Raw genomic sequence first — 22,840 nt, forward strand, 5'->3', positions numbered from 1 at the left:
ACATGATTTGTGACCAACACAGACCTCTGTGGGAGCGAGCCTGCTCGCGATGCCCCTGAAGCCGAACTCAGACCTCAGGCACACCTTTCTCCCAAGCCGACCAGTTCTGCAAAATCTCCTGCACCAACGGATTCCCCGTGCGGTACAGGTTCTCCAGCGCCGGCACAAAACCGCCCTGATCGGCGTATTTGAGCAGGTTGTCCACCTCGCTCTGGCCCGGCGCCGGCCGGTCGAAGTCGGAACCGGCGCGCACCACCGCCAGGCGCCGGACGTCCACCAGCCCCTCGCGGCTGGCGCGCAGCAGCGCTTCGTAGGTGGAGTTGTCTTCCTGCTGAGTGGTGCAATAAATCCCTTCGTTATTGGTCAGCAACTTGGTCCAGGCTTCCGCCCGCTCACTCAACCGCGTTCCGGAAAACCAGGTATTGCCCGCCAGCGTGTCGCACTGGGTCACCACCGGTGGCTGATTGGCTGGCGCAGAAGGATATTTCAAGCGCCATATCGCTGACTCCTTGCTCTCGCTCAGCTGGACCTTATGGCTCAGGGCGAATGCCTTGGCCTGCAACTTCGGATTGAGTTCGAACACTTCAGTCTTGTAGTCCAGCGGCGGCTTTTCGTTCGGGCCTTTGGTGTTGATGCCCAGGTAACCGGTCGGCCAGTCTTTCGGCGCGTCGCGGGAATCCAGTTCCCACTGGGTGCCGAACTCCACCAGATAGTGCGCCCACGCGGTGGTGCCGATGGTGCCGTGGTGCGGGCTGATGCCGGCAATCCCGGCGATCAGGAAGTAACTTTTGCGCAGGTCGAATTTCGGTGACAGCGCCAGGGCCAGGGTCGAGGCTGCGGCATTGGTCTGGCCCATACCGGTGACCATCAGGCACACCTGTTGGGTGTTGCAGCGAATATTCGGGTACTCGGCGGACAGGCCCGGTACGCGAACTTCTTGCTTGAGTTCCAGGCGATCGATCCAGTTCTGCGCCTCGGGGGCGAACATGGTGATCAGCATCACTTTCGGCTGGATCGGCGCGTCGCCAGCCCACGCGGCGGAAGAGAGCAGGGTGCCACAAGCCAAGCCCACGGTAAGGGAAAGACGCATCATTGCATTCATAAAACCTCCTGATTTAAATGAGCCTTAAAACTGATAACCGACACCGGCGTAATAGCCCCAGCCGTTGGAACGGGCGCGGAAGTCACCGTCGCCGAAATTCAGCTCGCTGCCATCCTCCCAGTTGCCGCCGTTGTGGAAGTAACGGCCGACCAGGGTGAAACGCAAGTGGGTGAAGGCGTAGAGCAACACGTTGGTGGCCACGGTGGCGTTAGCGGTGCGGGCCGGGTTGTCCTTGTGCAGGTCGGAGCCGAAGTCGAAGTTGGTGAAACCGATGTAGGTCAACGAAGCGCCGTTGCTGAAACTGCTGATGGGCACTATGTACTTGAGCTGGGCGCGGTAGCCATCCCACGAATACTCATTGCTGGCGCCATAGTTTTCCCACTGGTAGCGGCCGTAGAAGTTGGCCGACAGGTTGACCCGCGAATGGGTGTCGATGTCGGTGCCGAGGCCGCTGTACAGCGTGTTGGCGCGGTTGGCGCTGTTGCTGCCGTGGTCGTAGATCCAGTCGAACGCCACGTACCATTCCTTGAACGGTCCCACGGCCAGGCTGCGGCCGGCCAGGTAGTCGATGGAAATCCGCGGTTCGTGCTCCATGAACACCGGCGAGCCATGGTCCCAGACGCCTTTGTCATGGCTGTTGCCGATGTCGAAGATCTTTGGAATGTCGATGTAGCCGTACAACTCGAACGGCCCCTTGCGGCCGAAATATTCATATTCCAGGTAGATATCGTCGGCCGGTTGCGGGCCGAAGCTGATGTCTTTGCTGCCAATGACGGTCAGGTCCTGGTTGAACCAGTCCGACAGGTAGGCACCTTTTTTCGGCGGGCTGGCTTCAGGACTGAGGGCTTCGCCCTGGGCGGATTCTTCGGCGGTGGCCGGTTGGGCCAAAACGTGGCTGCTGAGTAGTCCTGTAACGCTGGCCAGCAGCAAGGAAACAGCAAAGGTGCGCGAGCAAGTCACGCGGCTGGAGGTGCAGTGCATTAAAAGTCCCTTTTTGTGCGGATCGAAAACCCGGTGGAGCGGGTTTGCGCGGTTAGGTGGCGAACAGGCCGGTATCGGTCACTCGCAAACGTTTGCATAAGGCATACCAGTTTTGTTCAATTGGCTGAAAAATAGGGGGAAACGGTGGTTTTGCTGTCCCTTTGGTCAAGGATTTCGGGGGGGAGCAGAGGGCGTTGTATTCAGGGCGAAGGGGATATGGCGGGGATATGCACCAAAGTGGTGTCGACTGTCAGATCAGTAACCCGATGGGTGGCAATAGAGATGTTGTGACAAAGATGGCAAAGGAGCTTTTGTGGCGAGGGAGCTTGCTCCCGCTGGGCTGCGCAGCAGCCCCAAAACCTTGCAACGGTGACTCAAAATCCCCGCCCGCCAGTATTGCGGGTGCTTCGCACCCGAGCGGGAGCAAGCTCCCTCGCCACAATGGATCGCTTATTCCTGCGGGTTGTGAAGACCCTGTAGGAATGGGGTTGCTGTAGAATCCTCGGCATTGACTTCACAAGGTGCACCCCCGATGAGCGAGCCGATTCGTCTGACCCAGTACAGCCACGGCGCAGGCTGTGGCTGCAAGATTTCGCCCCAGGTGCTGGAGGTGATTCTGGCCGGCAGCGGCGCCCAGAACCTGGACCCGAAACTCTGGGTCGGCAACGCCTCGCGCGATGACGCGGCGGTGTATGCCATCGACGAAGAGCGCGGCGTAGTATCGACCACCGACTTTTTCATGCCGATCGTCGACGATCCGTTCGACTTCGGTCGCATTGCCGCCACCAACGCCATCAGCGATATCTACGCCATGGGCGGCGATCCGTTGATGGCGATTGCGATCCTCGGTTGGCCGGTCAATGTGCTGGCGCCGGAGATAGCCCGGGAAGTGATTCGCGGCGGGCGTTCGGTCTGCGATGAGGCGGGGATTCCACTGGCCGGCGGCCATTCCATCGACGCGCCAGAGCCGATCTTCGGCCTGGCCGTGACCGGGCTGGTGGAAAAGCGCCACATGAAGCGCAACGACACCGCCACTGCCGGTTGCTTGTTGTACCTCACTAAACCCTTGGGCATCGGCATTCTCACCACGGCCGAGAAGAAGGGCAAGTTGCGCACTGCCGACATCGGCCTGGCCCGCGACTGGATGTGTACCCTGAACAAACCCGGCAGCCGTTTTGGCAAACTCGACGGCGTGACCGCAATGACCGACGTCACCGGTTTTGGCCTGCTCGGGCACTTGGTGGAGATGGCCGACGGCAGCAACGTCACCGCCCGCATCGAATATGACCGGGTGCCGCGCCTGCCGGGCGTCGAGTATTACCTCGATCAGGGCTGTGTGCCGGGCGGCACGCTGCGCAATTTTGACAGTTATGCCAACAAGGTTGGCCGGCTCCAGGAGTTGCACAAACGCGTGCTCTGCGACCCGCAGACCAGCGGCGGCCTGCTGATTGCAGTCACCCCTGAAGGTAACGAACAATTCCTCAAAATAGCCGCCGAACTCGGTCTGACCCTTGAGCCGATCGGCGAACTGGTTGAGCGACAGACTAACGCGGTAGAGGTGTTTTTGATGTCCATCGACTTCACCGATTACCGCGACGTCTTTCTCAACGACCGGCCGATGATGGATACCCGTGCGCCAGTCGAATTCCTCAAGGGCTCATTCCCCGGCGTGGTCAATCTGCCGCTGATGAATGACCTTGAGCGGCAACGGATCGGCACTTGCTACAAGCAGCAAGGTCAACAAGCAGCCATCACGCTGGGACATCAATTGGTGTCTGGCGAGATCAAGGCCGAGCGCATCCAGGCCTGGGCCGATTTTGCCCGGGCTCATCCGGATGGTTATTTGTATTGTTTTCGTGGCGGCTTGCGTTCGCAAATCGTTCAGCAATGGCTCAAGGACGAAGCAGGTATCGACTATCCGCGGGTCGGTGGCGGCTACAAGGCCATGCGCACCTTTTTGCTCGACACGCTCGATCAGGCCATTGCCCAGTGTGACTTCGTTTTGCTGGGTGGCATGACCGGCACCGGCAAGACCGAGGTGCTCACGCAATTGAGCAACGGGCTGGACCTTGAAGGCCACGCCCATCATCGCGGCTCCAGCTTCGGCAAGCGCGCCACCGGCCAACCCTCCAACATCGACTTTGAAAACCGCCTGGCCGTGGACGTGCTGAAGAAGCGCGCCCATGGCATCGAACAGTTCGTGCTGGAAGACGAGAGCCGCGCGATTGGCAGTTGCGCCTTGCCGCTGCCGCTGTATCAGGGCATGCAGCAGTTTCCGATGGTTTGGCTGGAAGATAGCCTGGAAGGGCGGGTCGAACGGATCCTTCGCGATTACGTGGTGGACTTGTGTGCTGAGTTCATCGAAGTGCATGGCGATGAAGGCTTCGCGCTGTTTTCCGAGCGGATGCTGGCGAGCCTGAACAATGTCCAGAAACGTCTGGGTGGCGAACGCCATCGGCGGATGTTGACCTTGATGGAAGACGCGCTGGCAGAACAGGCGAACAGCGGTGCGGTGGATTTGCACCGGGGCTGGATCGAAGGGTTGCTGCGAGAGTATTACGACCCGATGTATGCGTTTCAGCGGGAAAAGAAGGGGACGCGGATCGAGTTTGTCGGGGAGCGGGGGGCAGTCATTGAGTATCTGCGGGAGCGTGGCAAACAGCTGCTTTGATGTTGTTTTTGCCGGCCTCATCGCGGGCAAGCCCGCTCCCACAAGGGGCCGCGTCGATCACAAATCTGTGTTCCACCCCGGGCCACTGTGGGAGCGGGCTTGCCCGCGATGAGGCCGTGACAGGCACTATAAAACTCGAAGCACCACCACGATCACAGCTTACGTCGGACAGCTCTCCTGACCGTTATCCAGCCCTTGCTTGTAGCTGTGGCTCTGCAGGCTGGCCTTGCCGTTGTGCCAGGTCAGCGTGAGTACGTACAGCGAATCGTAGTCGCTGGACGCCCAGTCATCGGCGATGTTCTGTTTCTTGCCGACGGCTTCCTCTGCGACTTTATTGATCAGTTCGGGCAGGTAGCCATGGGACCAGGCCGTATAAATGACCGAGTTGTGATACTTGTCGTGCAGCAGTTCATCCGCCAGATCGCTGGTGTCGTTGGCCGAGAAGTTGATGTTCACCGGCAAGCCGAGCTTGATTGCGCTGGGGCTGATGGTCATCAGGGGGCGGATGTAACTGTAGGAATTATCAAATTCGCCTTCCTCGACATTGCGCGTCGGGTTGGCGGCGAACACGTAGTTGGCCTTGCCGAATTTTTCCGGCAACAAGGTGGCCAGATCGATGGCGCGATTCAGCCCCTGACAATTGAGCTGACCCAGGCCGCCGGCGGGTTTTTCCGCGTGACGCAGAAATACCAGCGTCTGAGTGCCGTCCGCCGGTTGGGCGCGGCTTTCACTGGACTCCAACGACAAAAACAACACGCTGGCCGCCAGCAGGGCAGACAGGAAGATATAGGCGCGATGTTTGAAGCGTTGAGCGAATTTCAATGGATTCATCATCGAATAGGTCATCTTCAGCGTATTCGGTTAGGGCTGACAAACCTTCATACCGCCAGCTCTCAGCATCCGGGTGTTTTCCATGTGGTTGACCCGGTCCGTTTCCTGCGGGGCAATGCTCAGAGTCCTTTGAAGCCTTTTGGTTCGATCTGAGTGAGGTACCCGGCACTTTAGCGGCAACCTTGAACGGATTGCGGGAAAGCTTATCGACAGGATGTTGCGGATTTATGGACACGGCATACACCTTACCCTTTGTAGGAGCTGCCGAAGGCTGCGATTTGTTGATCTTTCTCTTCGGCACCCCCCTGAGAGCGCCAAAAGATCGCAGCCTTCGGCAGCCTCCTACATTATGATCTTCAGTCCGATTTCCTCGTGGATGCCCCTTATGACCGATTTGTCTGCATTCCCTATCACTCAAAAATGGCCGGCCCAGTACCCGGAGTGGATTCAGCTTTATTCCTTGCCAACGCCCAATGGCGTCAAGGTTTCCATCATGCTCGAGGAGATCGGGCTGCCCTACGAGCCGCATCGTGTGGGCTTCGAGACCAACGATCAGCTGTCTCCCGAGTTTCTGTCGCTGAACCCCAATAACAAGATCCCGGCGATCCTCGACCCCCACGGTCCGGGGGACCAACCGCTGGCGTTGTTCGAGTCCGGGGCGATTCTGATTTACCTCGCGGACAAGAGCGGACAACTGCTGGCGAAGGAATCGGCGGCGCGTTACGAGACCATTCAGTGGCTGATGTTTCAGATGGGCGGTATCGGGCCGATGTTCGGTCAGCTCGGTTTTTTCAACAAATTCGCCGGCAAGGACTACGAAGACAAGCGTCCGCGTGATCGTTATGTCGAAGAAAGCAAGCGCTTGCTTCAGGTTCTTGATGGACGTCTGGAGGGGCGCAACTGGATCATGGGCGAGCGCTATACCATCGCCGACATTGCGACCTTTCCATGGGTGCGCAACCTGATCGGCTTCTATGAGGCCGGCGACTTGGTGGGCATCCGGAACTTCCCCAACGTCACCCGCGTGCTGGAACGCTTCCTGGCAAGGCCGGCGGTGATTCGCGGACTGGAAATCCCCAAGCAACCCCTTTGAGTTATCGCACTGAACCTGTGGGAGCGGGCTTGCTCGCGAAAGCGGTGGGTCAGTCGACATCAATGTTGAATGATAGCCCGCCTTCGCGAGCAAGCCCGCTCGCACAGGGTTCTGTGCTGGATGCGGTGATTGTTGCCGCCGCGGTAACGCAGTCTTGAGTGATCGAGGTTTGTGCCCCGCGCCTTGCAGCGCATAAGCTGCGCCCTTTACGACTTTTGTCTCATTCGCCGTTTTTCAGGAAGACCCATGTCCAGTCAGTTCCCCGAAGCACGTCCACGCCGTCTGCGTCGCAATGCGAGCCTGCGCAGCCTGTTCCAGGAAACCGAGTTCAGCTTGAACGACCTGGTGCTGCCGATTTTCGTCGAGGAAGAAATCGATGATTTCGTGCTGATCAAGAGCATGCCCGGGGTGATGCGCATTCCCGAGTCGAAGCTGGCCGGCGAGATCGAGCGTTACGCTCGGGCCGGGATCAAATCGGTGATGACATTTGGCGTGTCCCATCATCTGGACAGCAGCGGCAGCGACACCTGGAGCGAGAATGGTCTGGTGTCGCGCATGTCGCGTATTGCCAAGGACGCCGTGCCGGAAATGATCGTGATGTCCGACACCTGTTTCTGCGAGTACACCGACCACGGCCATTGCGGTGTGCTGCACCACCACGAAGTCGACAACGACCAGACCCTGAACAACCTCGGCAAACAAGCCGTGGCCGCCGCCCGCGCTGGCGCTGATGTGATCGCTCCGTCGGCGGCCATGGACGGGCAGGTCCAGGCCATTCGCCGGGCACTCGATGAAGCGGGTTTCAGCCAGACTGCGATCATGGCCTATTCGACCAAATTCGCTTCGGCACTCTATGGCCCGTTCCGCGAGGCCGGTGGCAGTGCGCTGAAGGGTGACCGCAAAAGCTATCAGATGAACCCGATGAACCGCCGCGAAGCCGTGCGGGAATCGCTGATGGACGAGCAGGAAGGCGCCGACGCGCTGATGGTCAAACCGGCCGGCGCGTACCTGGACATCATCCGGGACATCCGCGAAGCCTCGCGTTTGCCGCTGTCGGCGTATCAGGTGAGTGGCGAGTACGCGATGATCAAATTCGCCGCGCAGGCCGGGGCAATCGATGAAGACCGAGTAGTGCGTGAGAGCCTGGGGGCGATCAAGCGGGCCGGGGCGGATTTGATTTTCACCTACTTCGCGATGGACCTGGCCCTGGCCGGGATCTAAAGACCACCAGAAACCTAATGTGGGAGCGAGCCTGCTCGCGATAGCGGACGTTCAGCTACATCGATTTTGAATGTGCCGCCGTCATCGCGAGCAGGCTCGCTCCCACATTTGATCTTCAGTGGTCTTGGGTTCAGCCGACGAAAGGCCGAATCCCGCGGTCCCGGAAATACCGTTCGATCACTTTCGGATCGGCGCTGTACTCGGCAATCGCTACATAGGTATCCGGCCGCAGCAGGTAAAACCCGTTGCGCGCCAGCCCCACCGTTTCAAACACCGGTCGCCAGTCGAACACCTGCAACGGTAGGTGATGCTCGGTGCACCAGGCAATCATCTCATTGCTGGTCTCGCCATACACATGCACCTGCCAGGCCGGATTTTTCAGCGATTCGAAATTGTCCCCTTCGCCATCGTGGGCCCAGGGCAGGCGATCACCTCCGTGAACATGACCTGCAACGCCCTCGCTCAGCGGCATGCCGCGATAGTTGAGGGTGGTCTGTGACACCGTGCGAAACATGAACTCCCGGGCCGCCTCAAACGAGATCATTTTCGGGATCAAAAAGGGGGCCACGCGCATACGCACCATGTCAGCAATTGGCCCATCGGCCGTGACGAAACTAAAGACCCGATCGGTGGTGGCCACCAGGCGCCGGGCAAAGGCGATGCGTTCGGTTTCATAACTGTCGAGCAGTTTGGGCGTGGCGCCGCCGCTCAATACTGTCGCGAGCTTCCAGGCCAGATTGATCGCATCGCCAATCCCGGTGTTCATGCCCTGGCCACCCGCCGGGCTGTGGACATGGGCGGCGTCACCCAGCAAAAACGCGCGCCCGGTGCGAAAGTGATCCGCAACCCGGTGATGCACGCGGTAGGTCGAGAACCAGTTCACCTGATCGATCTGCAGCTTTAAATTCTCGATGGCCCGTCTGCTGACGTCTTCAAACTGGAGGGTTTCGGCGCGGTCGGCACGCTCGTCGCGAACCGTGCCAATCAGGCGGGCGCGACCTTCGTCGGACAAGGGGAAAATGGCGAGGAAGTCGGCTTCATCAAGGTCCACATGCAGTTCGCCGTTGAACGTGGGGCCGCGAGCCTGTACATCCGCCACGTAGAAAATCTGCTGGTAGGTGCCACCCGGAAAACCGGTGTCCAGCGTTTTGCGCACAATCGACCGGGCGCCGTCGCAGCCGGCGAGGTAACAGGCCTGGCAGGTTTGCTGCTGGCCATCGGGCAAGCGCAGCCGGGCGGTGATGCCGTCGCCGGTTTCCTCGAAGCTTTGCAGTTCGGTATCGCGCTCCACTTTAATACCGAAGGCCTCCAGTCGTTCGATCAGCAGGCGTTCGTGCTCGTCTTGCGGATAGATTTCCAGAAACGCGTAGGGCGTCAGACCCTCGCCGATGGTGCTCAGCGGCAGGCGCGCGACCGGTTCGCCCTTGACCCAGAAATTCGCCGCGGCCACTTTATGGCCGTTTTGCACAACGGCGTCGCTGAGGTCGAGCTGGCTATACAGTTCAAGCGTTCGCGCCTGTACCGCCAGCGCACGTGAAGTGGTGCCGGGTTCCGACGTCTTGTCGACAATCCGCACCGCAATCCCCAGTTTGCTCAACCACAGCGCCAGTACCAGCCCGGTCGGGCCGGCGCCGATGATCAGCACGTCGCTACGGTTCATGAGCCTGTCCTCCTCGGTATGTGGATCAAGTATGGTTCAGCCCGGATGCACCGGCCTCCCGGCTGCCCAACGGAAAACACCCCCGTGTAACAGCGCCACAGCGCTACGGGGCAGGGGAACAGTCCGTGTCTGTCACAGTCATAGCCTGCGCCATGCCATTGATCGTATGGTTAACCCGGCTCAACGGATTTTGATGGAGCACCATGCAAGCCAATCGATTGATCATGAGCATCGCGGCACTGTTGGTCCTGGCCGGTTGCGGTAGCCAACGCACGCAGGAACCGCCGGCCCGCAAGCCTGCCGAGGTCAAGTCAGAGATCATGCGTCTGCTCCCGGCCAAGACAGCCGACAGCCAAGGCTGGGCCACAGACATCTACGCGGCATTTGCCGCACAAAAGATTCCACCGACCACGCAAAACCTGTGTTCGGTACTCGCGGTCACTGAGCAGGAATCGACGTTTCAGGCTGATCCGCGGGTGCCGGGCCTGGGCACGATCGCCCGGGACGAGATCGACCGCCGCGCCGCCAAGGCCCACATTCCCGGTCTGCTGGTGAGCGGTGCCTTGCAGGTAAGCTCACCCAATGGCAAAAGTTACAGTGACCGGCTGAATGCCGCGCGCAGCGAAAAAGAGCTCAGCGCGATTTTCGATGACTTCATCGGCATGGTGCCCATGGGGCGGACGCTGTTCGATGGTTTCAACCCGGTGCACACCGGCGGGCCGATGCAGGTCAGCATCGATTTTGCAGAGCAGCAGGCGCGGGATTATCCCTACCCGGTGAACGGCTCGATTCGCCGCGAAGTGTTTACGCGTCGCGGCGGTATGTATTTCGGTATTGCCCACTTGCTTGGTTACCCGGTGAGCTACAAGCAGCCGCTGTATCGCTTCGCCGATTTCAACGCCGGTTGGTACGCCAGCCGCAATGCGGCGTTTCAGAACGCGGTAAGTCGTGCGACGGGTATTGCGCTGGCGCTGGATGGCGATCTGGTGCGCTACGGTTCGATCATGCCGGGCACCACGGAATTGGCGGTGCGCACTCTCGGCAAGCAGTTGGACATGCGCAACCTCACTATTCGGGATCAATTGGAGGAGGGTAAAGGTCTCGAATTCGAGGACACCAAGCTTTATCGGCGGGTCTTTGCTTTGGCCGAACAGGCCGAAGGCCGGCCATTACCCCGAGCGGTGTTGCCGGGGATCCTCCTGCAAAGCCCGAAAATCACCCGCAAACTCACCACGGCGTGGTTCGCCAAGCGGGTCGATGAGCGTTATCAACGCTGCATGAAGCGCGCGGGGATGTAACCGAACCAAAAAATGACTATAAAAAAACCCGGCTGATGAGGCTAATGCCAGTCAGTTACGGTGCGAAACCTGTGGGAGCGGGCTTGCTCGCGAAAGCGGTGGGTCAGGCAACATCAATGTTTAATGTGCCGCCGTCTTCGCGAGCAAGCCCGCTCCCACATGGATTGCGCTTAACTGACTGGCATTGGCTGATGAGGCCGGGTTTTTTATTGAGTACTGCGGTAAAACCCTTCATTCAGGCAACGCGATTCTGGATCAGGCGATCGGATCCACCTTCGGCCACGCGATTCTCGATCAGACGATCAGAGCCACCTTCGGCCACGCGATTCTGGATCAGGCGATCGGAGCCACCTTCGGCCACGCGATTCTCGATCAGACGATCCGAACCACCTTCAGCGACGCGATTTTCGATCAGGCGATCGGAGCCACCTTCAGCGACGCGATTCTCGATCAGGCGATCGGAGCCACCTTCGGCGACGCGATTCTGGATCAGGCGATCCGAACCACCTTCAGCCAAACGGCTTTCAATCAGACGATCCGAACCGCCTTCAGCGACGACCGGGTGAGCAGAGGAAGCGGCGAAAGCGTTAACTGCAAAAACCGAGAAAGCGATGCTGAGGAGGATTTGGCGTTTCATGGTGATGTGCTCCGGGGTGTTATTGGTTGGGTATGGAGCGGATGTTACGCCGCGGATTTTTTATGAGAACTTCATTGACGTGATGGTGAACATCGACGCTGATGATGATTACAACGACGGTCCTGTGGGCCTGATCGCGAAAGCGCTACTACATTTGACGGATGAATTGACTGCCCCGCCGCTTTGGCCGAGCGCAATCTTCGGTAGCTGCTACAAAGAGAGAGTCGCAGAGGAGATTTAGTCATGTACCAGCTCTACGGGCATCAGAACTCAGGTGCGGCCGCCATCGAAGCCGCGTTGGAACTGTGCGAGGTTCCTTATCGCTTCATCGATGTTTCATCGTCCCCGGAGGCGGTTCAGGCATTGGAGAAGCTCAACCCGCTCAAGCAGATTCCCACCCTGCAACTGCCCGATGGCGGTGTTCTGACCGAGAGTGCGGCCATCCTGATTCATCTGGGCCTCACGTTCCCGGAGTCGAACCTGCTGCCGGAAAACCCGCTCAAGCGTGATCAGGTTATTCGGGGCCTGGTGTACATCGTCAGCAATTGCTATGCAGCCATCGGCATCATCGATTACCCCGAGCGCTGGCTGGCCGAGGCGGACGAATCATCCAGGGAAAACCTTATGGCCGGTGCCCGCCAGCGCCTGCACTGGAGTTGGGAGGTGTTTGCCGATCAGTTCGCCGGCAAATTGTACTTGGCCGACGGAACACCGGGCGCGCTGGATATTCTGGCGGCGGTGGTGACCCGCTGGGCGGGCACTCGGGAGCACCTGCGCGGTGCGCGGCCGGGGTTCTCCGCCTGGCTCGAACGCTTCGACCGGCACCCTGCGTTGGCACCGGTTTTCGCGCGGCATTGGCCATCTTAAGAACACTGCCAATCAAAATGCGGGAGCGGGCTTGCTCGCGAAAGCGGTGTATCAGTCACCATAAGTATCGACTGATATACCGCTTTCGCGAGCAAGCCCGCTCCCACAGGGGGAAATTGGCGGTATGTCGCAATCACTCGCCGCGGATGTACTGCTCCAACTGCCGAATCAGTTCAGCCTGTTCGGCAATGGCTTCCTTGACCAGGTCGCCGATGGACAGCAAGCCGATCAACTCGCCGTTTTCTACCACCGGCAAGTGCCGCAGGCGTTTTTCGGACATGATGCCCATGCAGGTTTCGACGGTTTGATGGGTGTCCACGGTGATGACCGGCGCCACCATGATATCGCTGACCGGTGTGCCCACAGAGGAGCGCCCCTTGAGCACCAGTTTGCGCGCATAGTCACGCTCGCTGATGATGCCGACGACCTTTCCCTCTTTCAGCACCGGTAACGCGCCGACGTTTTTTGCGGCCATCACCATCAGCGCTTCCAGCACCATTTGATGAGGCGCAATGGTGTGGACTTCCTGATTCTGTTGGGCCTTTAACTTGAGCAGTTGGGCGACGGTTTTCATGACGGATTCTCGGGTGTTGTCGTTGTTCTTGAAGAATCGTAGAGACGCGCTCGCAGAGCAAGGCAGAAAGCGGCACATACAGCGCGAAAAGCGTCATTCGGCGATTTTTCTTTGTAAAAGCCCGCCCCTGAGCGACGAAAATCCTGTGGGAGCGTGGCTTGCCCGCGAAGAATGCACCGCGGTTTTTCAGGTACTACGCGTCATCGTTCTTCGCGGGCAAGCCACGTTCCCACAGGTTCTGCGTTTTAACTTGCCCACATTAGGGCAAGCCCCCTCACCACACCGCCGATCACGCGTAGAATTACCCCTTGAATCAGATCGTTGAGGTTGCAGTGGTGGATTTACAGCAGGGCTTCGTGCTGACCCGGCATTGGCGCGATACCCCGGCGGGCACGGAAGTCGAGTTCTGGCTGGCGACCGATGCCGGTCCCCGGCGTATCCGCCTGCCGCATCAACCGTCGGTAGCGTTCATTCCGGCAGCCCAACGCGAGCAAGCCGAAGCGCTGCTGCGCGGCGAGAAAAACCTCGAGCTGAAGCCCTTGGCGCTGCTGGACTTCGAACATCGCCCGGTGCTTGGCCTGTATTGCCAGCAGCACGGTCAGTTGATGCGCCTGGACACCGCGCTGCGCAGGTCAGGCGTCGATGTATTCGAAGCCGACATCCGCCCGCCGGAACGCTACATGATGGAGCGTTTCATCACCGCGCCCGTTCTGTTCGGCGGCACATCCAGCGCCGAAGGCCTGCTGCTCGACGCGCAAATGAAACCCGACCCTGGCTACCGACCGAAGCTCAGGCTGGTCTCACTGGACATCGAAACCACCGCCCAGGGCGAGTTGTATTCCATCGCTCTGGAAGGCTGCGGCGAGCGTCAGGTGTACATGCTCGGGCCGCCCAATGGCGATGACAGTGGGGTGGATTTCCAGCTCGAATACTGCGACTCGCGAACCCTGCTGCTGAAAAAACTCAATGAATGGTTCGCCCGGCACGACCCCGACGCCATCATCGGCTGGAATGTCGTGCAGTTCGATCTGCGCGTACTGCACGAACATGCTCGTCGCTTGGCGGTGCCGCTGAAACTGGGGCGTGGCGGTGAAGAAATGCAGTGGCGCGAGCACGGCAGCCGAAATCATTACTTCGCTTCGGCCGCCGGCCGGCTGATCATCGACGGCATCGAGTCGCTGCGCTCGGCGACTTGGAGCTTCCCCTCGTTCAGCCTGGAAAATGTCGCACAAACCCTGTTGGGCGAAGGCAAGTCGATCGACAACCCGTACCAGCGCATGGACGAAATCAATCGCATGTTTGCCGAGGACAAACCGGCCCTGGCGAAGTACAACCTCAAGGACTGTGAACTGGTGACGCGGATCTTCGCCAAGACTGAGTTGCTGACCTTCCTGCTCGAGCGCGCCAGCGTCACCGGTTTGCCAGCGGACCGCAGCGGTGGCTCGGTGGCGGCGTTCACGCACCTGTATATGCCGTTGATGCACCGGCAGGGCTTCGTCGCACCGAACCTCGGCGGAAAACCACCGGAGGCCAGCCCCGGCGGTTTTGTCATGGACTCGCAACCGGGGTTGTACGAATCGGTGCTGGTGCTCGATTACAAAAGCCTCTATCCGTCGATCATCCGCACCTTCCTGATTGATCCGGTGGGCTTGATCGAAGGGCTCAAGCATCCCGACGACAGCGAGTCGGTGCCGGGTTTTCGCGGTGCACGTTTCTCCAGAACCCGGCATTGCCTGCCGGCCATTGTCGCCCGGGTTGCCGAAGGTCGTGAAACCGCCAAGCGCGAACACAACGCGCCGCTGTCCCAGGCCCTTAAGATCATCATGAATGCCTTCTACGGCGTCCTCGGCTCCAGCGGTTGCCGCTTCTTCGATACACGGCTGGCATCGTCCATCACCTTGCGTGGGCACGAGATCATGTTGCGCACCCGCCAGTTGATCGAAGCGCAGGGCCATGCGGTGATCTATGGCGACACCGACTCGACCTTTGTCTGGCTCCGGCGTCCCCACGGCCAGGCAGAAGCCGCGCAGATCGGTCACGTGCTGGTGGACCACGTCAACCAGTGGTGGCGTGAGCATGTGAAACAGCAATACGGGCTGAAAAGTGCCCTGGAGTTGCAGTTCGAAACCCACTACAAGCGCTTTCTGATGCCGACCATTCGCGGCGCCGAGGAGGGCAGCAAGAAGCGCTATGCCGGGTTGGTCACCCGCGCAGATGGCACCGATGAAATGGTCTACAAGGGCCTGGAAACCGTGCGCACCGACTGGTCGCCGTTGGCCCGGCAATTCCAGCAGGAGCTGTACCTGCGCATCTTCAATCGCAAGCCCTATCAGGATTACGTACGTGACTATGTGCGCAGGACGTTGGCGGGGGAATTCGACGAGCGCCTGATCTATCGCAAACGCCTGCGCCGTACCCTCGACGACTATCAACGTAACGTGCCGCCCCATGTGCGGGCCGCGCGGATCGCCGACGACTACAACGACCAGCAGGGACGCCCGCGGCAATATCAGAATGGCGGCTGGATCAGTTATGTCATCACCGTCGCCGGCCCCGAGCCGCTGGAAGTCCGCAGCGCGCCCATCGACTACGACCATTACGTCACCCGGCAGCTGCAACCGGTGGCGGATGCGATCCTGCCGTTCGTGGATGACGATTTTTCAACGCTGATTGGGGGGCAACTGGGCTTGTTTTGAGTCCAGCAGCGACAACGTCCAGCCATCCGGTATGCCATGAAAATACTGATCCAGCGCCTGATGGAACAGGCTGCCTTTTGGCGAAACCTGGGCGAACAGCGTCATCGATGAGTGAAACTTGAGGTTATCGGGATGGCCGAAAATCTTGGCGATCGACTGATGAGGAACGTCCAGGACCAATTGCGTGCAGGCACGCAAGCGTGGCCCCAGCAACGGATGCTCCAGGTACGCCGTGGCTTCTTCGCTGGAGCGAATGGCAAAGTAGCGGGACATCTCGCTGTCGCCCAGTCCGCAAAACTGCGGAAAGATAAACCACATCCAGTGCCGGCGCTTCTGGCCGGCGCGCAGTTCCTCCTGTACCCACTCGAACACAGGGTCCTGCGCCTGGACGAAGCGTGGCAAGTTGAAAGAGTCGAGCTGATCGGTACTTCTCATGCCGATGCCCTCTGACAGAACCGCGATGGCTCAGACCATAGCCAACCGCTGCTTGCGTTGTGGCGCGCGAAAAGCTTGGTCCAGCGCCTCCAGATCCCCAACTTCAAGCCGCAATTGCGCCGCTTGCGCATTGAGCTGCACATGCTCGGGACGGACCGCCTTGGGGATGGCGATCACGCCGTTCTGACGCAGAATCCATGCCAGCGCTACCTGCGCGGGTGTCGCCTCGTGACGGACGGCAATCTGCATGAGCGTCGAGTTGGCCAGCATGTGCCCGCCCTGGCCGATCGGACAATAGGCCATCACCGGCATCCTTTGGTGTTGGCTCCAGGGGAGCAAATCAAATTCGATGCCGCGCTCTTCCAGGTTATACAGCACCTGATTGGTGGCGCAGGTGGGCGAGGCCAATTCTTCCAGGTCATCCAAGTCGAAGTTGGACACCCCCCAACGGTCGATTTTGCCGCTTTCACGCAGCCGTTCGAAGGCATCGACGGTTTCCTCAAGGGGATACTCGCCGCGCCAGTGCAACAGGTAAAGATCGATGTAATCGGTTTTCAAACGCCGTAGGCTACGTTCGCAGGCTTGGGGGATGCCTAGGCAGCTGGCGTTGTGGGGGTAGACCTTGCTGACCAGAAAAACCTGGTCTCGCCTGCCTGCGATGGCTTCACCCACCACCTCTTCAGCGCCTCCTTCGGCGTACATTTCAGCGGTGTCGATCAGGGTCATGCCCAACTCGATGCCCAAACGCAGCGCTGCAACTTCCTTTGTGTGTCGGGAGCGTTCCTCTCCCATGCGCCAGGTTCCTTGGCCGATGACCGGCACATGGATGCCGGCCAACTCAAGAGTACGCATGAATCCTCCTTACCGAAGCCCGATCGATACTTCAGTTGGCAGCAAAATAGCCCGGTGGTTCCATGGACATGTCGAAAGATCGCAGCCTGCGGCAGCTCCTACAGGGCGGGGCATACCCGGGGGCCGGTGAGCTGCCGAAGGCTGCGATCTTTTGATCTACAGGGTAGAAAACTTATACACCGTGGTCTGGCTATAGTGCTTGCTCGGATCCAGCCGTGTGGACGGGAAATTCGGCTGGTTCGGCGAATCCGGATAATGCTGCGTCTCCAGAGTAAACGCCCCCCAATGCGGATAGATCTTGCCAGCCTTGCCCTTGACCGTCCCATCGAGGAAGTTGCTGGTATAGAACTGCACACCCGGTTCAGTCGTGTAGAGCTGTAGCCGGCGCCCGGATTGCGGATCGCTGACATCGGCGGCGAGTTTGCCCAGATCACCCTTGGCGTCCAACACCCAGTTGAAATCGAAACCGCCTTGTTTCGGTTCGGCGAACTTCAGTTGCGGGTGATCAACCTTGATGTGTTGACCGATGGCGGTCGGTTGAGTGAAGTCCATGGGTGTGCCGGCGACCGGGGCCAGTTCACCGGTAGGGATCAGTTTGCCGGTGACCGGTGTGTAACGGGCGGCATGCAAGGTCGCAAGTTGCTTCAGCACGTCGCCATTGCCCGCGCCGGCCAGGTTGAAATAACTGTGGTTGGTCAGGTTCAACACGGTGGGTTTATCGGTGCTGGCCTTGTACTCGATGCGCAGCTCATTGCTCTCGGTGAGGCTGTAGGTGACTTCGGTTTTCAGGTTACCCGGGAAACCCATTTCACCGCCCGCCGACAGGTATGTCAGGGTCACGCCCACCGAATCCTTGCCTTTGCTCGGTTCGGCTTTCCATACACGCTTGTCGAAACCCTGGGCCCCGCCGTGCAGTGAATTGCTGCCGTCGTTGAGTGGCACTTGATAGCGTTTGCCGTCCAGTTCGAAGGCGCCGTTGGCCAGGCGGTTGCCGAAGCGGCCGATGGTCGCGCCAAAGTACGCGGTGCCGCTTTGATAACCCTGCACATCATCGAAGCCCAGCACCACATCGTCGAGCTTGCCGTTTTTGTCCGGCACTTTCAGCGACTGCAGAATCCCGCCGTAGGTAATGACCGTGGCTTGCAGGCCATGGCTGTTGCGCAAGATGTATTGCTCGACGGGCGTGCCGTCATTGGTTTTGCCGAAGGCTTTGTGTTCGCTGGACAAACCGGTGGCGTGAGCGGGGAGGGTGGCGATCATCAGGGACAGTCCGAGGCCGGAGAGCAGGTATCGAGATTGAAGCATGGTTGACCTTCCTTTTTGTTGTTTTGTGAGAAGTAGTCATACTAATAATCGAGTATTAACGCGATCAAGGAAGGATTTATAGCTTATTCAGGCAGTGTTGCAATTATAAAGTATGACTAATGTGCGGTCGCTTTCACGGTGATCAGCGTTTACGGACCACCGGCACTGCACTTTTCCAGCTTTCACGGTTCTATCCTTGGCCAGCCCGCGGCGATCCCCACCGCCGGCCCATGCCCAAGTTCAAGAACCCATGGCTCGAGTTTTACCCCGCTTTACCCCGCACATTCGCCGTTATTGCTTGCTGCTGATTGGCCTGTCGATCCTCTTCGCCAGTGGCTGCAGCCATCAGCCGGGCAACGATATCGTCAGCCAGTTTCGCAACGGCCAACCCCAGGAATTCCTCCAGACCAGCGTTGACCGCATGGCGACCCTGACGATGCGTGACAACCTCGAAAGCCTCTACCTGCTGATGAACAAGCTCTACCTGCGCAATCCGGAGGAGCTGAAGAAATCCGGCTTCCTCGATGTTGGCACCGCGGAAAAACAAGTGCGCATGGCCATCGAACAGCAAGAGCCGCTACCCACACTTGGCGGCAAAAAAGACCTCGCCGCGCTGAGTTACGCCATGAGCCCGGAATTCCTTGGCGACCGGGTCGGTGCCTTCATCTATGCCATCGGCAGCATGCTGGTCACCGCCCACGGCAATCGGTTGGAGTTCTACATGACGGATGCGATCAACCCGACCTTCGTCAGTAATGCCGCGCGCAACATCGAGAAAGCCACCTGGATCTTGAGTCAGCGACAAAACAAGCAAGGCGAGCCGTTGCTGTTTTCCAACGAAATCTCGGAGGAGGGCAGTAACCTGAGCTTTGCCGTGGAGTTCGGCAAAATCGTCGCGCGGCTGGACCTGCTGACCCAGATGCTCGATGAACGCTACCGGCGGATCGGCCTCAACTACGCCCAGAGTTTGCTGTTCCTGAATTTCTTGCCAGTGCAGTAATTAGAGTAGTGAGCCCAAATCCCCTGTGGGAGCGGGCTTGCTCGCGAATGCGTCGTGTCAGTCGCCATGAGTGTCGACTGATACACCACATTCGCGAGCAAGCCCGCTCCCACAAGGGGATATGGTCGAGAGGGAAAACAGTGTTCCGGCCCAGTGAGTTGGCATAACGATAGACCGTATCGATATAACTGGTTATAAGAAAAATCGCTATGCTGCGAGCCGGTTATTCTCCTGCGATTTTCTGGGCGTATTAATGGAATTCGGCAATTTCGGGTTGGTCGTTGCAGGTCTGGTGGTCGGCTTTATTGTCGGCATGACCGGCGTCGGGGGCGGTTCGTTGATGACCCCCATTCTGTTGTGGTTCGGCGTCAACCCGGCTACAGCGGTGGGTACGGACTTGCTGTACGCGGCCATTACCAAATCCAGCGGCGTGCTGGTTCATCGCAAGAACAAGAACATCGATTGGGCGATCACCGGTTGGCTGACCCTCGGCAGTGTGCCGGCAGTGGCGCTGACACTGTGGTTCCTGAGCAGTTTGCAGACCTCGCCCGACGCGATGAATGCCGTCATCAAACAAGCCTTGGGCTTCGTATTGTTCGCCACGGCGCTGGCGATTTTCTTCAAGAAACGCTTGCTCGATTTCGCCCACAAACGAGCGGGCGGCCACTACAACCCCAGCGGCTCGCGGTTGAATGTACTGACCGTCATCACTGGTCTGGTCCTGGGCACCATGGTGGCCCTGACCTCCATCGGCGCCGGCGCCCTGGGCACCGTCGCGCTGTTCATTCTGTATCCGCTGCTGCCTACCCGCCGCCTGGTTGGCACCGAAATCGCTCACGCGGTGCCCCTGACCCTGGTCGCCGGCCTGGGCCACGCGAGCATGGGCAATATGGATTGGCACGTCTTGGGCTACTTGCTGGTCGGTTCGTTGCCGGGGATTTACCTGGGCAGCCATTTGACCGGGCGGATCTCCGACGAACTGCTGCGTCCGTGCCTGGCCACGATGCTGGTGCTGATCGGCTACAAGCTGGCGTTCTGATCCGGCACCGTATACATCACTGAATTTAGCGGAATCATGCTCTCGCTGACGTAGTCAAAACTATGACCACGTTCAGATGAGGTCATGACGTCCATGAACAGCCCCGTAAACGATCTTCTGCGACGGTTCCGCCGCCCCCGCGGCGAGCCACCCGGCAATGCAGCCGAAGTGCTACGCCGACATGTCGAACCGTTGCCTGCACTCGACTCTCCTGAATTCGGCGAACTGTTCGACCGCTTTGGCGATGCCAGCGTGGTGCTGATCGGTGAAGCCAGCCACGGCACTCAGGACTTCTACCAGACCCGAGCGGCGATCACCCGCCGCCTGATCGAGCAGCACGGCTTTGGCATCGTCGCGGTCGAAGCCGACTGGCCCGATGCCGGCCAGATCGACCGATGTGTCCGCGACCTGGGCCGTTCCGCCTGGAAAAAACAAGCCTTCGCCCGATTCCCCACCTGGATGTGGCGCAACACGGCCGTGCAGACTTTTACCCGCTGGCTGCACCACCATAATCGCGGGCTGACGCCCGAACAGCGTGTGGAGTTTCGGGGGCTGGATGTTTACAGCATGCGTCACTCCATCGATGAGGTACTGGGCTATCTCGATAAGACCGACCCGCAGCTGGCAAAGGAGGCCCGGCATCGCTACAGCTGCCTCACGCCATGGCATGACGACCCGGCGCTGTACGGTCATTTCGCCGAGCGAGGCAATATGGCCACGTGCGAGGACGCAGTGGTCGAGCAATTGAATGTGCTGCTGGGCGAACGGCTTGATCCGATGGTCGCCGACGACGAGGCGTTTTTCAGCGCCACCCAGAACGCCCGCGTCGTGCGGGCCGCCGAGCAGTATTACCGCGCCATGTACCGCGGCTCGACCGCCTCGTGGAACCTGCGTGACCTGCACATGTTCGATACCTTGCAAACCCTGATGGAGCATCGCGGGGCAGGCGCCAAAGCGGTGGTGTGGGCGCATAACTCACATATCGGCAACGCCGCCGCCACGCAAATGGGTTGGGAGGGACAGTTCAACATCGGCCAGTTGTGCCGCACGGCCTACGGCTCACAAGCGGTGCTGATCGGCATGGGCACCGACCACGGCACCGTCGCTGCCGCCGATGACTGGGATGAGCCGATGCAGGTCAAACAGGTGAACCCGGCATTGGCCGACAGCTGGGAACAACTGTTTCTCCAGGCCGGCATTCCCGCAGCGCTGCTCGACTGGCGGACCTCACCGAGCGAGGAATTGCTGGACGTGCTGGCCGAGCCATTACTTGAGCGCGCCATCGGCGTCATTTATCGACCCAGGACCGAGCGCCAGAGCCATTACTTTCAGGCAGTGCTGGCGGAGCAGTTCGACGCTTTTGTCTGGATCGAAAAAACCCACGCGGTCTCGCCATTGCCGGAGCCTGAGTTCATGGAGCACGAGGAAGACACCTTTCCGTTCGGCATATGACCTGCAAATGACGGGTATCTATTCCCTGGTAAAAATCTCCAGCAGATGCCCGTCCGGGTCATCGAAATACACCCGCCGACCCCCGCCGTAATCATTGATCTCGTTCGGCCGTTGCTTGCCCGGATCGGCCCACCAGGGCTGCTTGCGCGCTTGCAGGCGAGCGAAGGCTGCATCGAAGTCTTCGTCGCCAATCAGAAACGCGTAGTGCTGGGAAGCAATCGGCGGGTCGTTATTGTAGAAATCCAGCGATACACCGTTATCGAATTTGACCACCAGCATCGGCCCGAACGGTTCGGCATCGGGCAGGCCGAGGAGGTCGGTCAGGTAGCGGGCCGACACCTGTTTGTCACGGCACCAGACGATGGTGTGGTTCAGCTGAGCGCTCATGGAAAAGTCCTCACGGCGAATCAGGTTATGAGATTAGCTCAGGCTGTTGCGCAATGACCGCCCTGACCTAAGCTTGGGGCAAGGCGAAACACAATTGCAGTGCGTCACCCGGAACGTTCGCCGCGATGCGCAATCATTAGAGCGTGGATATCAAAAGGAGATGCGCATGCTCATCAGGTCTTTGACCCTGGCTACTCTGCTGGCTTTCGTCGGCCCCCTGTTCGCCGCCGATGACGATTCCCCTCTGGTTAAAGACGTGGGCAGGGCCCGTCCCTTGATTGTGATCGCGCCCAGCACCGTTGACCCTGTCTGGGTGAACCTGAAAAAGTCACTGGAGGATCCTGCCAACAAGCAGGGCGTCGCCCAGCGCAACATCAAGGTGTACAGCGTGCTGAACATGTTCGGTCAGCTCGATGGTAAAGATCTCGGCCAGCAGGACACCATGGCGCTGATCCGCTCGCTGAACCTCGGCGCCGGGGCTTTGCCCAAAGTCATTCTGTTGGGTAAGGACGGCGAGAAGAAACTCGAGAGTTCAGGGGATGAGTCGAAATCGGTCGATTTGAAGAAAGTCTTTGACACCATCGACCAACTGCCGGCCGCTGAGAAAGAAGCAACGGTACCGACCCCTGCGCCGGTGGCTGAAATGGCACCGGTCAAAGGCGCAAAAGGCGCAAAAGGCAAACCGGCGAAACCCGCCAAACCGCCTGAGCAGCCGGATGAATGAGTATTGCGCGGCACT

The 22,840-nt window shown here is 59.4% G+C and carries 21 protein-coding genes and 1 pseudogene; 12 read left to right on the top strand and 10 right to left on the bottom strand.

The window, feature by feature from the left end:
• Nucleotides 1–67: 67 nt before the first annotated feature.
• Both AB4O41_RS26165 and AB4O41_RS26170 read right to left on the bottom strand, forming a co-directional pair.
• Nucleotides 68–1,102, bottom strand: coding sequence for a purine-nucleoside phosphorylase (locus AB4O41_RS26165; protein WP_460145265.1), 1,035 nt, complete (start codon nucleotides 1,100–1,102; stop codon nucleotides 68–70).
• A gap of 24 nt (nucleotides 1,103–1,126) precedes the next feature.
• Nucleotides 1,127–2,083 (bottom strand): nucleoside-specific channel-forming protein Tsx, encoded by a 957-nt coding sequence (locus AB4O41_RS26170; protein ID WP_460145266.1) that lies wholly within the window; start codon nucleotides 2,081–2,083, stop codon nucleotides 1,127–1,129.
• Between the two features lie 532 nt (nucleotides 2,084–2,615).
• On the opposite strand from AB4O41_RS26170, the pseudogene selD reads away from it, so the two are divergent.
• Nucleotides 2,616–3,644 (top strand): annotated as a pseudogene (gene selD / locus AB4O41_RS26175) (selenide, water dikinase SelD); the annotation flags it as partial.
• A gap of 6 nt (nucleotides 3,645–3,650) precedes the next feature.
• The gene (gene mnmH / locus AB4O41_RS26180) at nucleotides 3,651–4,754 is read left to right on the top strand and encodes a tRNA 2-selenouridine(34) synthase MnmH (protein WP_460148426.1); all 1,104 of its coding nucleotides are present in this window, start codon (nucleotides 3,651–3,653) and stop codon (nucleotides 4,752–4,754) included.
• 159 nt (nucleotides 4,755–4,913) lie between these two features.
• On the opposite strand, the gene AB4O41_RS26185 is transcribed toward mnmH, so the two are convergent.
• Complete coding sequence (locus AB4O41_RS26185) at nucleotides 4,914–5,588, bottom strand: histidine phosphatase family protein (RefSeq protein ID WP_460145267.1); 675 nt, start codon at nucleotides 5,586–5,588, stop codon at nucleotides 4,914–4,916.
• A gap of 382 nt (nucleotides 5,589–5,970) precedes the next feature.
• On the opposite strand from AB4O41_RS26185, the gene AB4O41_RS26190 reads away from it, so the two are divergent.
• Together AB4O41_RS26190 and hemB are read left to right on the top strand one after the other, a co-directional pair.
• On the top strand, nucleotides 5,971–6,678 hold the full coding sequence (locus AB4O41_RS26190) for a glutathione binding-like protein (protein WP_460145268.1): 708 nt from the start codon (nucleotides 5,971–5,973) through the stop codon (nucleotides 6,676–6,678).
• A 246-nt stretch (nucleotides 6,679–6,924) separates the two neighbouring features.
• Nucleotides 6,925–7,899 carry a porphobilinogen synthase gene (gene hemB, locus AB4O41_RS26195; RefSeq protein WP_460145269.1) on the top strand — a complete coding sequence of 325 codons (975 nt, stop codon included), beginning with the start codon at nucleotides 6,925–6,927 and terminating at the stop codon, nucleotides 7,897–7,899.
• A 130-nt stretch (nucleotides 7,900–8,029) separates the two neighbouring features.
• Here hemB and AB4O41_RS26200 read toward each other — a convergent pair whose 3' ends face one another.
• Complete coding sequence (locus tag AB4O41_RS26200; protein ID WP_460145270.1) at nucleotides 8,030–9,559, bottom strand: FAD-dependent monooxygenase; 1,530 nt, start codon at nucleotides 9,557–9,559, stop codon at nucleotides 8,030–8,032.
• A 203-nt stretch (nucleotides 9,560–9,762) separates the two neighbouring features.
• On the opposite strand from AB4O41_RS26200, the gene AB4O41_RS26205 reads away from it, so the two are divergent.
• Nucleotides 9,763–10,857, top strand: coding sequence for a DUF1615 domain-containing protein (locus tag AB4O41_RS26205; RefSeq protein ID WP_460145271.1), 1,095 nt, complete (start codon nucleotides 9,763–9,765; stop codon nucleotides 10,855–10,857).
• Nucleotides 10,858–11,092: 235 nt separating this feature from the next.
• On the opposite strand, the gene AB4O41_RS26210 is transcribed toward AB4O41_RS26205, so the two are convergent.
• Nucleotides 11,093–11,494 carry a hypothetical protein gene (locus tag AB4O41_RS26210; protein WP_460145272.1) on the bottom strand — a complete coding sequence of 134 codons (402 nt, stop codon included), beginning with the start codon at nucleotides 11,492–11,494 and terminating at the stop codon, nucleotides 11,093–11,095.
• On the opposite strand from AB4O41_RS26210, the gene AB4O41_RS26215 reads away from it, so the two are divergent.
• Together AB4O41_RS26215 and AB4O41_RS26220 are read left to right on the top strand one after the other, a co-directional pair.
• Nucleotides 11,493–11,735 carry a hypothetical protein gene (locus AB4O41_RS26215; RefSeq protein ID WP_460145273.1) on the top strand — a complete coding sequence of 81 codons (243 nt, stop codon included), beginning with the start codon at nucleotides 11,493–11,495 and terminating at the stop codon, nucleotides 11,733–11,735. The genes AB4O41_RS26210 and AB4O41_RS26215 overlap by 2 nt on opposite strands.
• 2 nt (nucleotides 11,736–11,737) lie before the next feature.
• Entirely contained in the window at nucleotides 11,738–12,361 is a 624-nt protein-coding gene (locus AB4O41_RS26220) for a glutathione S-transferase N-terminal domain-containing protein (protein ID WP_460145274.1), read from the top strand.
• Nucleotides 12,362–12,494: 133 nt separating this feature from the next.
• Here AB4O41_RS26220 and AB4O41_RS26225 read toward each other — a convergent pair whose 3' ends face one another.
• Nucleotides 12,495–12,935 (bottom strand): CBS domain-containing protein, encoded by a 441-nt coding sequence (locus tag AB4O41_RS26225; protein WP_007901706.1) that lies wholly within the window; start codon nucleotides 12,933–12,935, stop codon nucleotides 12,495–12,497.
• 335 nt (nucleotides 12,936–13,270) lie between these two features.
• On the opposite strand from AB4O41_RS26225, the gene AB4O41_RS26230 reads away from it, so the two are divergent.
• Nucleotides 13,271–15,631 (top strand): DNA polymerase II, encoded by a 2,361-nt coding sequence (locus AB4O41_RS26230; protein WP_460148427.1) that lies wholly within the window; start codon nucleotides 13,271–13,273, stop codon nucleotides 15,629–15,631.
• Here AB4O41_RS26230 and AB4O41_RS26235 read toward each other — a convergent pair.
• The 3 genes from AB4O41_RS26235 to AB4O41_RS26245 form a co-directional block, all read right to left on the bottom strand.
• Nucleotides 15,596–16,066, bottom strand: a complete 471-nt coding sequence (locus tag AB4O41_RS26235) for a DUF1810 domain-containing protein (protein ID WP_460145275.1) — start codon at nucleotides 16,064–16,066, stop codon at nucleotides 15,596–15,598. The genes AB4O41_RS26230 and AB4O41_RS26235 overlap by 36 nt on opposite strands.
• A gap of 30 nt (nucleotides 16,067–16,096) precedes the next feature.
• Nucleotides 16,097–16,918: an aldo/keto reductase gene (locus tag AB4O41_RS26240; RefSeq protein WP_460145276.1), complete on the bottom strand. Its 822-nt coding sequence runs from the start codon at nucleotides 16,916–16,918 to the stop codon at nucleotides 16,097–16,099.
• A gap of 156 nt (nucleotides 16,919–17,074) precedes the next feature.
• Nucleotides 17,075–18,223, bottom strand: coding sequence for an aldose epimerase family protein (locus AB4O41_RS26245; RefSeq protein WP_460145277.1), 1,149 nt, complete (start codon nucleotides 18,221–18,223; stop codon nucleotides 17,075–17,077).
• Between the two features lie 250 nt (nucleotides 18,224–18,473).
• Between AB4O41_RS26245 and AB4O41_RS26250 the strand changes: the two genes are divergently transcribed.
• From AB4O41_RS26250 to AB4O41_RS26260, 3 genes are all read left to right on the top strand, one after another.
• Nucleotides 18,474–19,223, top strand: a complete 750-nt coding sequence (locus tag AB4O41_RS26250; protein WP_460145278.1) for a hypothetical protein — start codon at nucleotides 18,474–18,476, stop codon at nucleotides 19,221–19,223.
• A gap of 253 nt (nucleotides 19,224–19,476) precedes the next feature.
• Nucleotides 19,477–20,262 (top strand): sulfite exporter TauE/SafE family protein, encoded by a 786-nt coding sequence (locus AB4O41_RS26255; RefSeq protein ID WP_123720376.1) that lies wholly within the window; start codon nucleotides 19,477–19,479, stop codon nucleotides 20,260–20,262.
• A 93-nt stretch (nucleotides 20,263–20,355) separates the two neighbouring features.
• Complete coding sequence (locus AB4O41_RS26260; RefSeq protein ID WP_460145279.1) at nucleotides 20,356–21,714, top strand: erythromycin esterase family protein; 1,359 nt, start codon at nucleotides 20,356–20,358, stop codon at nucleotides 21,712–21,714.
• Nucleotides 21,715–21,732: 18 nt separating this feature from the next.
• Here the strand turns inward: AB4O41_RS26260 and AB4O41_RS26265 are convergent, their stop codons facing one another.
• Nucleotides 21,733–22,101 carry a VOC family protein gene (locus AB4O41_RS26265; RefSeq protein WP_052967258.1) on the bottom strand — a complete coding sequence of 123 codons (369 nt, stop codon included), beginning with the start codon at nucleotides 22,099–22,101 and terminating at the stop codon, nucleotides 21,733–21,735.
• 166 nt (nucleotides 22,102–22,267) lie between these two features.
• Here AB4O41_RS26265 and AB4O41_RS26270 point away from each other — a divergent pair, with 166 nt between their 5' ends.
• Nucleotides 22,268–22,825 carry a DUF4174 domain-containing protein gene (locus tag AB4O41_RS26270; RefSeq protein ID WP_460148428.1) on the top strand — a complete coding sequence of 186 codons (558 nt, stop codon included), beginning with the start codon at nucleotides 22,268–22,270 and terminating at the stop codon, nucleotides 22,823–22,825.
• Nucleotides 22,826–22,840 lie beyond the last annotated feature (15 nt).

The organism is Pseudomonas sp. S2_A02 (assembly GCF_054668495.1).